This is a genomic window from Candidatus Nanobsidianus stetteri, assembly GCF_003086415.1.
In the GTDB taxonomy this organism is placed as follows: domain Archaea; phylum Nanobdellota; class Nanobdellia; order Nanobdellales; family Nanobdellaceae; genus Nanobdella; species Nanobdella stetteri_A.
Genome location: NZ_QEFP02000016.1, coordinates 20,353 through 32,159, shown reverse-complemented (window position 1 = coordinate 32,159; position 11,807 = coordinate 20,353). Strand labels below are relative to the sequence as shown.

General features: G+C 22.7%; 11 protein-coding genes and 2 tRNA genes. 9 read left to right on the top strand and 4 right to left on the bottom strand.

Annotated elements, in window-relative coordinates:
* The first annotated feature begins 93 nt into the window (after nucleotides 1-93).
* A tRNA-His gene (locus tag DDW03_RS02470) sits at nucleotides 94-165 on the top strand.
* Here the strand turns inward: DDW03_RS02470 and DDW03_RS02465 are convergent.
* A complete protein-coding gene (locus tag DDW03_RS02465) occupies nucleotides 166-1,098 on the bottom strand; it encodes a DNA double-strand break repair nuclease NurA (protein ID WP_228615480.1) in 933 nt (310 codons plus the stop codon). It abuts the tRNA gene before it with no gap.
* Nucleotides 1,099-1,198: 100 nt separating this feature from the next.
* Between DDW03_RS02465 and DDW03_RS02460 the strand changes: the two genes are divergently transcribed.
* Nucleotides 1,199-1,282 (top strand) — tRNA-Ser (locus DDW03_RS02460).
* Between the two features lie 74 nt (nucleotides 1,283-1,356).
* On the opposite strand, the gene DDW03_RS02455 is transcribed toward DDW03_RS02460, so the two are convergent.
* Nucleotides 1,357-1,515 carry a hypothetical protein gene (locus DDW03_RS02455; RefSeq protein WP_228615479.1) on the bottom strand — a complete coding sequence of 53 codons (159 nt, stop codon included), beginning with the start codon at nucleotides 1,513-1,515 and terminating at the stop codon, nucleotides 1,357-1,359.
* Nucleotides 1,516-1,626: 111 nt separating this feature from the next.
* Between DDW03_RS02455 and DDW03_RS02450 the strand changes: the two genes are divergently transcribed.
* From DDW03_RS02450 to DDW03_RS02435, 4 genes are all read left to right on the top strand, one after another.
* On the top strand, nucleotides 1,627-4,197 hold the full coding sequence (locus tag DDW03_RS02450; RefSeq protein WP_228615478.1) for an ATP-binding cassette domain-containing protein: 2,571 nt from the start codon (nucleotides 1,627-1,629) through the stop codon (nucleotides 4,195-4,197).
* 204 nt (nucleotides 4,198-4,401) lie between these two features.
* Nucleotides 4,402-5,856 (top strand): ATP-binding protein, encoded by a 1,455-nt coding sequence (locus DDW03_RS02445; RefSeq protein ID WP_228615477.1) that lies wholly within the window; start codon nucleotides 4,402-4,404, stop codon nucleotides 5,854-5,856.
* Between the two features lie 75 nt (nucleotides 5,857-5,931).
* A complete protein-coding gene (locus DDW03_RS02440) occupies nucleotides 5,932-6,528 on the top strand; it encodes a 50S ribosomal protein L18 (RefSeq protein WP_228615476.1) in 597 nt (198 codons plus the stop codon).
* Nucleotides 6,518-6,769, top strand: coding sequence for a hypothetical protein (locus DDW03_RS02435; RefSeq protein WP_228615475.1), 252 nt, complete (start codon nucleotides 6,518-6,520; stop codon nucleotides 6,767-6,769). The genes DDW03_RS02440 and DDW03_RS02435 overlap by 11 nt, the downstream gene beginning before the upstream one ends.
* Here the strand turns inward: DDW03_RS02435 and rpsH are convergent.
* Nucleotides 6,766-7,140 (bottom strand): 30S ribosomal protein S8, encoded by a 375-nt coding sequence (gene rpsH, locus DDW03_RS02430; RefSeq protein ID WP_228615474.1) that lies wholly within the window; start codon nucleotides 7,138-7,140, stop codon nucleotides 6,766-6,768. The genes DDW03_RS02435 and rpsH overlap by 4 nt on opposite strands.
* Nucleotides 7,140-7,502 (bottom strand): 30S ribosomal protein S14, encoded by a 363-nt coding sequence (locus tag DDW03_RS02425; protein WP_228615473.1) that lies wholly within the window; start codon nucleotides 7,500-7,502, stop codon nucleotides 7,140-7,142. The genes rpsH and DDW03_RS02425 overlap by 1 nt, the downstream gene beginning before the upstream one ends.
* A gap of 72 nt (nucleotides 7,503-7,574) precedes the next feature.
* Here DDW03_RS02425 and DDW03_RS02420 point away from each other — a divergent pair, with 72 nt between their 5' ends.
* From DDW03_RS02420 to DDW03_RS02410, 3 genes are all read left to right on the top strand, one after another.
* A complete protein-coding gene (locus tag DDW03_RS02420) occupies nucleotides 7,575-8,591 on the top strand; it encodes a DUF460 domain-containing protein (protein ID WP_228615472.1) in 1,017 nt (338 codons plus the stop codon).
* A gap of 324 nt (nucleotides 8,592-8,915) precedes the next feature.
* Nucleotides 8,916-10,148 (top strand): Cdc6/Cdc18 family protein, encoded by a 1,233-nt coding sequence (locus DDW03_RS02415; protein ID WP_228615471.1) that lies wholly within the window; start codon nucleotides 8,916-8,918, stop codon nucleotides 10,146-10,148.
* Nucleotides 10,145-11,797: a metallophosphoesterase gene (locus DDW03_RS02410; RefSeq protein ID WP_228615470.1), complete on the top strand. Its 1,653-nt coding sequence runs from the start codon at nucleotides 10,145-10,147 to the stop codon at nucleotides 11,795-11,797. The genes DDW03_RS02415 and DDW03_RS02410 overlap by 4 nt, the downstream gene beginning before the upstream one ends.
* Nucleotides 11,798-11,807 lie beyond the last annotated feature (10 nt).

The window sequence follows — 11,807 nt, the reverse complement described above, 5'->3', positions numbered from 1 at the left end:
TTATATTGGGTTTTATTAAGATCATTACCACCTAATGATGTAATGCCTTCAATTTATATTAGTTAAAAATATAAATGATAATGGTCTTTTATGGTCCGGGTAGCCTAGTGGTAAGGCGTCAGGCTGTGGACCTGAAGATCGCGGGTTCGAATCCCGCCCCGGACCCTAATGAGTTTCCCAACCAACAGTTTTTTCAAATCCTAAAATTTTTTTAATATAACTTTCTAACAATAATTTTTCTTTATTTGTTATTTTACATAAATTATGAGCCATTTTTAATCCTCTTGGATATGATTTTTGATCATAAATAACCTCTTTTATTATTTCTTTAAACTTTTCTTTTTCAACTTTTTCCATTCCTTCTAATCTATATATATGATCATTATATCTTGCCCTAAAATATATTATATATATTTTTTTGTTACAAAAAGAACAGTTTGGAATTTTTGAACTTAAAAATTCCTTTAATTGTTTTTCATTAATATCTGTATAAAATATTTCTGATGGAAAAACTTTCATCAATGTTAATAAATCAGATCTACCTGGCTTTATTATATCTAAATTTAATATTCTTTTTGCAACTGCCAATAAATTTCCATTATTTATTAAATACTCAAAATTTTCTAAAAATTCTTTTCTCCTATTTTCAATATTTTCATTATAAAAATTATCTAAAAATTTTGAATATAATATAGAATCTGATATTATTGATCCATCTATAAATATATATCTATCAGAATATTTTCTTGCCAATTTATATTCTAAATTTTTTGATAGTAGTTCTGAAATATCTTGAATATCAAAATTTTCATTATTAATTGATCTTATAAAAGATGTTTCAAAAAATTCTATATCTTCTATAATTTCATATATATCGTCAGAAACAATCACTGCCCTAGAATATATATAACTATAAGGTCCAACAATTCCATTTACATGAGAAGAATCTATAAATCCATATTTTTTCTTTTCTTTTACTTCAAAATTATCAAAATTTAATTTTCCAATATTAATTTTTTCTTCTTTATTATTTTCTTCATCTTTTTTTATTTGATTTATTTTTTGACTTACCTTTTCTAATAAATTTCTTGTTAACATAAAAATATTTTTATATTAAATTATATTAAATATGTATCCCCGCTTAGACGAACCAATATGAAAAGATGAGTATTGGTAACGATGGGCGGGGGACATTTATGCCGCGGTGCCCGAGCGGACCAAGGGGTATGGCTGGAGACCATATCCCCGAAAGGGGGCGTGGGTTCAAATCCCACCCGCGGCGGATTTAATTTTTAAATTGCATCTTCTAATATTTTAATAAACCTGTATTTTCAGAATAAAGACTAAATTTTCATTTTAATTTTCTTCCCTAATTTCCCTTATTATTTTTATAGTTTCTTCAGGAGTAGCACCTGTCTTCTCCAATAATTCTCCTAACCTTCTTATTGCTTTCAATCTTTTCTCTTTTTCTTTTCTTTTAATTTCTTCTCTTAACGTTTTCCATCCTTTAAACATAAATTTATAGATATTTTTTCAATTCATAAAAGCTTATAATATATATATTGTTTTGAGATGTCTAAACTATTTTATTAAAAACTTTAGTAAATTTACAATTATTTATATTTTATGACAGATCATTTTAAAGCAATATTTAAAACGGATCTTGATAGAAATCTTAATTTTACTGAAGAAACTATTGAAATTTTAGATGATAAAATTTCTGTATATGATGATAATAAAAACAAAATATTAGAAATTGATAATGTAGAAAAACTAAATATAGAATATGGAATTAGTATATGTAAATTAATTGCAATAGATAAAGATGGAAAAGTTTTTGAAGTTGCATATTTTACAAAGAAAAAAGCAGATAATATACGGAAAATTGTAGATGAATTTAATTTAAAAGTAAAAACAGAAATAATTGAAAAAGAAGAAGAAAGGAAAAGATCTAAAAAAGAAATATATGGATTTTTAATGCAAATTATTAAAAAATATAAGAAAGAACTTACTTTAGTTATTATTATCTTTATTATAGGTACTATAATAAGTCTAATTCCTCCTTATTTAACAGCTTTACTAATAAATAAAGTTCTTATATCAAAAACCCCATCGCAGCAAGTATTTCTTACAATAATTTTCTTAATGCTAATGTCTTATATTAGCTATAGATTTTTATATCTAATAGGAGATTTTTTAATGAACATTACACAGATAAAAATTATAAAAGAACTAAGAGAATTATTATTAGAACATATAATTTTCAATGATATTTCTTTTGTAGAAAAATATTCTCCTTCTAGATTAATATCTAGATATCAATCCGATATAGGAAGAATAAATTATTTTATTGCATATGATCTGCCCTCTATAATTATAGATACTTTAATGATTATTGGAACAATTATTATACTCTTTCTATTATTGCCCTTTTTAGCAATACCTGTTATAATTACAACAATAGTTGCATTTGCTCTTTTTATAATTTATGAAAGAAAAGCAAGAACAGTTGGCAAAAAAGCAACAATAAAGTCAGTAGATATCTTTACGAAGTTAGTTAATATTCTTAGGAATTTTTATAGTATTAAGTTATTCTCAAAGGAAAGAGAAGAATATGAAAAAACAAAAAACACAATAAACGATTGGTATTTCATAGATACCAAATTAGTAAAATTTTTCATAATAAGAGCAGACTTGATATCTTTTATAATGGATTTAACTACCGTATTTATATGGTATTTTGGTGGAACTTTTGTAATTAATAATCTAATTAAGTTAGGTATATTGGTTGCTTTTATATCTTATACTTCATATATTTATAGCCCACTCTATACAACATATGAAAGGTTTTTTAGAGACTTGCCAAGCACTTTGATTTCTGCTGAAAGAATACTAGAATTATTAGAAGAAAAACCAAAAATATTAAATAAAGAGAATGCTTTAAAACCAAATATTGTTGATGAAATAAAATTTGTTAATGTTACTTTTGAATATGAACCAGGTTTCCCTGTATTAAAAAATATTTCTTTTACAATAAAACCAAAAGAAAAAGTTGCAATTGTCGGAAAAAACGGAGCTGGAAAAACAACAATTGCAAAATTATTATTAAGATTTTATGACGTAAATGATGGAGAAATACTGATTGGAAATACAAATATAAAGGATATAGATTCAAAATATCTTAGAGAAAGGATTTCTTATTTATCTCAAAATCCAGAAATCTTTGATAATACTATTAGATATAATATATCTTATGGAAATCCAAATGTAAATGAAATAGAAATAATTAAAGTTTGCAAAATTGTAAATATACATGATGATATAATTAAATTACCTTTTGCATATGATACTCCAGCAGGAGAAGAAGGAACAAAATTATCTGGCGGACAAAAACAAAAAATAGCAATTGCAAGAAATATAATAAGAAATCCTGATATATTTATATTTGATGAATTAACATCAAATATTGATGCTAAAAGTAGAGAAAATATTTTTTCCGCTATATTAAATATATCAAAAGATAAAACTTTAATATATATTTCACATAATTTATCAGAAATGTTAAATATGGATAGAATTATTGTTATAGAAGATGGAAAAATTGTAGAAGAAGGAAAACTAGAGGAATTAATAAATAAAAAGGGAAAGTTCTATGAATTATTTAAAAATCAAATAGAAAATTTAGAAAAAATTGAAAAAGTTAATAAAGAATCGGAAATAATTAATTTAAATATAATAAAAGATAAAAATGTAATAATAGAACCAACTAATAGACCTAGTAGAGTAAATGTTGTATATAATGGTAAAAAATATGAGAATCTTATGCCAAAATTATTATTCCCAATATCAAATCCAAAATTTGTAGGATTTTATGATGATAATTTCAATGAAATATTTTTATTAGAAGATTATACAATTTTGGATGAAAATTCTAGAAAAATATTAGAAAATGCAATTAGATATAATTCTATAATATATAAAATAGAAAAAATAAGAAAAATAGATGTTGAAGGCGAAACAATAATATTAAATACTATTATAAATAATAAAGAATTAGAAATAAAAATAACATCTCCAGAAAATCTTTTTATTTTTGAAGATAAGATTCTTTTTATTGATGAAAATGATAATTTGTATCAAATAATATTGAAGGATTTAGATAAAAGGAGTCTAAAGAACTTAAATAAGATAATATAAATTTCTTTATCGCACAATTTGGTACAATAATAATTTATATTTTTCATCCTAATTTTTAGGATACAAACATGGTATTAATATACCAACTATTATGAAAAAATAAAATATATAAATACTAAAAACTAATATATTATTATGGATGTATTAATACTAAGAATTACGACAAATGATAAAACTTATAATATTAAATGTTATTATAATATCATGGATATTGACATACTAAAAACCTACCTAGAAAGAAGAATACAATATACAGAAAAGTTAGCCTTAAGATATACTACAGATGAGAATAATAAACCACTTCCAAAAAGACACATCTTTTCCAGAATAAAAAACCATATAAATAATTTTCTTGAAAAAAATACTAAGATTGATAGATTAATTATCATACCTGGATTAAGAGGGACTGGCAAAACAACATTATTGTATCAAACATATTTATACCTAATTAAAGAAAAGAATATACCTAGAGAAAGGGTATTGTTTATATCTGTAGATGACTTAAAAAGTCTTAATTACGATTTAAGATCTAGTATAGAAGTTTATGAATCTAAAATCTTATTTGAAGATTTAGCAATTTCTGAAGAACCAGTATTTTTATTATTAGATGAGGTAAATCATGATCCAAATTGGGCTTTAACATTAAAGGTTATTTATGATGGGTATCCAAGTATATTTATAATTGCTACAGGTTCCTCTGCATTAGAATTAGAAAAAGAAACTACTGCAGATTTAGCTAGAAGAGCCAAAAAAGAGTATTTATTTCCTTTAAACTTTATTGAATATTTAAAAATATCAAAAAAGATTGATAAATATTATAAAACTAAAATACTTAAGGAAAAAATACTAAACTTATTGAAAGATGATTCGCTTATTCCTAAATTTACTAGCGAATTTTTTACTAATAACGAAATTATAGAGATATATAAAAAAATAAAATTACATTCTTTTGAAATTGAAGATTTCCTAAAATTCGGAGGTTTTCCATTTACAGCATTATATAAAAAAGATTCTGAAGATTTGTTATTGGAGACAATTAAAAAAATTGCTTATTTAGATATCCCCACAATAAATAACATTAAATCTTCTAGTATAAAAGATACTATAAAAATTATAAATTATTTGGCAGGCTCAGAAAAAACAAGCATAGAAAATATTTCAAATAGTTTGAACATAAGTAAAGAAAATGTACAGAATATTTTAGAATATTTAGAAATGTCTTCTTTAATATTTTCTATTAAACCATTGGGAAGTGAAGAAAAAATAAGCAGAAAAACTTGGAAACGTTATTTTATAACACCAACAATAAGATTTATGATAAAAGATTATTTAGGAACATTTAAAGAAAGTGATATAGGATTCTTATTTGAAGAATACATAGCTTCAACATTATATAAAATACAAATAACTCATAATATGTCAAACATAAATGTTTTTTATGATCCTAATAAAAATAGTGCAGATTTTTTAATAAAGACCTTTGAAAATAAAATAATACCTATAGAGGTTAAATATGGAAAAGATAAAAATGCAGAGAAACAAGTAAGAAATAGTATGAAAAGATATAATGCTGAATACGGAATTATTATTGGAGATTATGAATTAGAATTTAGAGATAATATATTATATATGCCAAAGGAATTATTCTTAATATTATAATTTATCTCAAATATAAAAAGAATTTAAAATTTAAATTAAATTAAATTTAAAAAATTACTTATAAAAATATCTTTAATGGCTACAGGTCCTACTTACATAGTAAAATTTAGAAGAAGAAGAGAAAATATTACAGACTATAAGAAGAGATTAAGGTTATTAAAATCAAAGAAGCCAAGATTAGTCGTTAGAAGATTTTTAAACAACATATTAGCACAAATAACATTATATGATGAAAAAGGAGATAAAACATTATTAACAATACATTCAAAAATATTAGAAAAGAAATATGGATGGAAAGGTCACAGAGGAAATTTACCAACAGCATATTTAGTTGGTTTACTAACAGGTTTAGAAGCAAAGAAAAGAGGAATTGAAGAAGCAATATTAGATATTGGAAGATATAGATCTACAAAGGGAAATTCATTATACGCAACACTAAAAGGTGCAATTGATGCTGGATTAAAAATTCCATATAACGAGGAAATTTTACCTTCTGAAGATAGAATAAAGGGCGAACACATAAAAAATTATGCATTAATGTTAAAAGAAAAAGATCCTGAAAAATATAATAAACAATTTTCAAGATATTTAAAAGTTGGATTAGAACCTGAAAAAATAGTAGAGCATTTTGAAGAGGTTAAAAATAAAATATTAAAAGAATATGGCCTCTGATTGGAAGGATAGTTTAGATCCCGTATTTAGAGATTTTGTAAAATCATTAATAGAAGAGACAAAAAAATATAAAGATGTATATGAAAATTCTGATAATCCATCGAAAGTACAAATGTGGATTGCTTTAGGTATATTATATAGAAAATTATTATCTATAGAAGGAAAATTATCTGAAATAGAGTCTATATTAAATAATAAGGAATTAAGAGAAAAATTAGAAGAATATCTTAAAAAGCTTTAATAAACTACAGCAACTAAAACACCCCCTATTTTTTCCCTTTTACATTCTTCATTTGTTTTAATTCCTTTATTAGTAGATACTAATAATATTCCAAAACCACTTGCAGGTAAATATCTTTTTTCATACTTTTCTAATTCTTTATATGATACAGGATATCTTGGATGAATTGCTTTTCCAAAATTAAAGTATTCAGAAAATCTAGCAATTATCTTTTTTCCTTCTGTTTTATATTCTTCAACAAATTTATATTCTTTTAATTTTTCTAAAATATTCAATAATAATTTATTATAATAATTAAATTCTACCTCTCTTTTTCCAACATTTATACAATTTGTAGCGTGAGAGAAGAAATCATTAATTATATCTACCATTATTCTCCCATAACTTTAAATCCTAATTCTTTTGCCATTTCTCTAAAACATCTTCCACATATATGTATTTTATATCTTCTAATAACTCTATCATGAGAACCACATATTATACATCTTATACTTCCCTTTCCAAATTTTCTTTCCTTATTTTTAATTCCATATTCTTCTAATACTTTTATTAAACTCTTATTTTCACTTACTGCTTTTTGTACTAATTCTTGTATATTTTTAATCTTACCTTCTTTGATTAATCTTCTAACTTCTTCTTTTACATATTTTGGTGCATTATTTTTAAGTATCTTTGTCAAAGTACCTGGTTTATTTTTTTGTAATTCTACTAAATATGACCAGTCATTTGGCATTTATTAATAATATATTAGTAAGATTTAAAAGGAATATAGATTTTTAAGGAAAAAATTAAAATAATTATAATAATGCTAAAATCCCTAATTGTTGGGATAGATCCAGGTACAAATTTGGGATTAGTTGTTATAGATGATAATGTAAATATAGTTGATAAATTAAGTGGAAAAAATATACAAAATGAAGATATTATTAAATATATAAGTGATTTAAAGTATGTTGTACTTATTGCTACAGATAAAAAAGAAATACCAAAAACAATATTAGATATAGCATCAAAACTAAATATTGGTATATATAGTCCAAAGGAAGATATTAGTTTAGAAATAAAAAATAAATACTATAAGGATGATAATTTAAAGAAAATATTTGAAAATAATCATGAATTTGACGCATATATATCTGCAATAGAAGCATTAAAAAAGTTAAAGGAAATATTTGAAAAGGCTAAGAGAGTTTCTGAAAATCAAGATGAATACATCAAAATATTAAAATATATATTAAAAAATAGAAAAGTAGAAGCTGTAGCAGTAAAAAATAATTTAAGAGAAAAGGAAAAAGAAATAAAAGAAAAGAAGAAAAGAAAGAAAATAAAAAGAGATAAAGGAGATATTGAAATAATAAAAGTTATTGTAAAGAATAAAAAAGATAAAGAAGAAAATGAAAAAATAATAGAAGAATTAAACAAAAAATATATTGAATTGTTAAATGATTATAATATTTTATCTAAGATTTTAACTGAAAGATTAAAAAATGATGATAATATTATACCAAAAATTTCTTTTTTATATTTGAATAAAATTTATTATAATAGAATATTTATAGATGAATTTAAAGAGGAATATATTACATATTATAAAAGTAAAGATGTGAAATTCTTCGTAAAAAAAGAAAACTTTATAGAAGCTAAAAATATTTTTCCAAAATTCTATGTTGTAGATGAATTTAAAGAACTAAAAAATTTTATTATTGTTGAAAAGTTTCATGAGGAAAAATCTAATATAATAGAGAAAGATATTGATGAAGAAAGGTTAAAGAAAATTTTAAAAAATTATAGGGAACACCGTCTTCAAAATATATTAGGATAATTTTGGATAAGAGCAAATAAAACAATTAATTACTAATTAGTAGTATATAAAAGGTTGGCAAATATAATATAACAGACTTACATTTTGACATTGGTGTACCAAAAAATTTATAAATATCTTTTATAAACCTTTTGATAAGCAATATTTTTAAACAGGAAACATATAGATATATTTAGAAGGAAAAATCAATTATGGAAAAAATTTAGGGACGATTTTTTAAAAATCAATTGAAAACTTATTATTTTAAGGGATAAAAAGGATGTTTTGATGTTTTTAAATCGATTGCAAAAATGTTTTATAAAATTTTTTATAAAATAAGATATTATGATGACAAATTCAATAATAGATTATTTTTTGGCAGATTTTGAAAAAATATCAAACAAAAATAAAAACCTTATTGTAGATGGAAGATATTTTGAAGAAGATTTTATTCCATACGAAATAAAATTTAGAGATAAAGAAAAAGAAATTATATTATCAAATATAAACTTATTTTTAAATAGAAACACTGGAAGTAACTTATTTTTATATGGAACTACAGGTACTGGAAAAACATTAATAGCTAGATATTTAAATAAAGGTATATCATTTTATTCAGCAAAAAATAAATTAAAAGTGAAGGTTGCATATATAAATTGTAAACAAATATTATCAGATGATGTAGATTATTATATATTTAAGAGAATATACGAAGAATTAGCAAATATAAATATAAAAAGTGGATTTAGAAAGAATGATATATACGAAAATATATATAAATTTATAATTAATAATGATTATAAGCTAATAATAATATTAGATGAGGTAGATACCATATTTAGAAAATCTGAAAATACAGAAATATTATATTTACTATTAAGAAATTATGATATAAACTTTTTAAATAGAATAAGATTAATACTCATTTCTAATTCTCCTTCCTTTATATCTCAATTAGATCAAAGAGTAAAATCATCATTTTCATCAATAATTCAGGTAAAGTTTTCTCCATATAATTATTATGAACTTAGAGAAATTCTAAAAGATAGAGCTATAAAAGCTCTAAAGCCAGGTTCAATATCTGAAGAAGATATAAATTATATATCTGCAAAAGTTTCTAAAGAATTTTCTGGAGATGCAAGAATCGCAATAAATGTATTAAGATTATCAGCAACAATTGCATATAATAAAAATAAGGAAAAAATAGATAGAGAAGATATAGATGAGGCCTTTTCTAGCGTTGATTTAAATATATTAGAATCTATAATAAGTACTCTAAATAAAACACAAAAATTAATATTATTGGCTTTAATAAAAGAACAAATAAAAAGCGAAGATTTTGTAACATTTAACAATCTTTATGAAGAATACGTAAATTTATCCAATAACTTTGGAATATCTATTCTAGATAAAACGGTAGTATATAAAAATTTAAAGAAAATAGAGAGTATATTTGGAGAATTAATTGAATCAAAAATAATATCTAATGGAAAAAGGGGTGTAAACAAAGTATTAAAGATAATATCCGATGTTGATAACCTTAAAAAAATATATGAAAAAATAAAAAAAGATATATGAAAAAAGAGGATTTCATAAATTTATTATTGGAAAATGGTATAATACCTTTAAAAAAAGTAGCTGATCTTTTAGATTCTTTAAAAGAGGAAGATTTAGATATTATATTTAAAGAAGCAATAAAAAATAATATAAAAATAATAGATGAAGAATTTATTAATAGAATAATTGGAAAAAATATTAATAATAATAAAGAAAATGTTGAAAAGAAAGAAAATAATGTAAATAAAAAACAAAATAAAATAAATATAAAAGATTTCTTTAATATAAAGGAAAATAAACAAAATATAGAAAAAGAAAGTAATAATGTTGTTCTTATAGAAAGTACAAAAAAACATATTGGAGAAGAAATTGAATTATCGGTAAAGGAAATGAAGGAAACAAAAGAAATAAATATTCTGAAAAGGTTTGAAATACAAAAAAATAAGCCTGATATAATATCCTGGATATCATATTATAAACAAAGATTAAATAAGATAAAGAAAATATTAAGGGAACATTCTGAAATGAGGAATATATATCCTTTAGATAAGATACCTGAAAATGAGGAGGTTGCAATTGTTGGATTGGTATATGATAAAAAAATAACCGAAAAGGGAATAACTTTTATTATAGAAGATGGAAATAATATTATAAAAGCTTTTGTGAGTAAAGATAATGAAAATATAGATTTTAAAATAGTTAAAGATATACCATTAGATTCTGTTATTGGTTTAGTTGGTACATATAAAAATAAAATGTTTTTTGCAAATAATATAATATTACCAAATGTTCCTGTAAGAAAACCAAAAACATTTGGAGAAGATGATGTATATATATTATTCACCGGTGATTGGCAGGTAGGGAATAAGTATACATTTTATGAACTATTTGACAGGTTTTTAAAATTTGTAAATGGAAAAACAGGAAATGAAAAAATAGATGAAATTGCAAGAAAGATTGGTTATATTATAATTATAGGAGATGTAGTAGATGGAGTTGGTGTTTATCCAGAACAAAAAGAGGAATTGGTTTTAAAAACATATGAAGACCAATATAAAAGTTTTGAAGATTATATATTAAAAATACCTGAAAGTATAAAGACAATTATTGTACCAGGAAATCACGATATTCCAAGGTTAGCAGAACCACAACCAGAATTACCAAGATCATTGTTAAGGGAATCTTATTCAATGAAGAATATTTATTATTTGTCAAATCCATCATATGTAAAAATACATAATTCAATTATTGGGTTATTATATCATGGATATGTTTTAGATTGGTTAGTATCAAATATTTCTTTTTTAAGAGAAAAGGGAGGATATGAAAAACCTGGAGAATTAATGAAGTTTATGTTAATGTTAAGATTAATATTCCCATCTCATGGATCAAATCCATATGTTCCATATATAAATGATGATCCATCTGTAATAGAAATTGTACCAGATTTTTTTCATACAGGTCACATACACAGAGCATCTTATGATGAATATAGAGGAATAGATCTAATTAATTCATCTACTTTTCAAGATATAACTCCATATCAAAGAGAATTAGGTCATAAACCAGAACCAGGTATTTTATTTTTGAGAAATATAAAAAATGGAGAGGTTTTGGGTGTTAATTTATTTAATTTTGAAATAAGAAAGTTAAGAGATAAAGTTATATAAAATATTTATA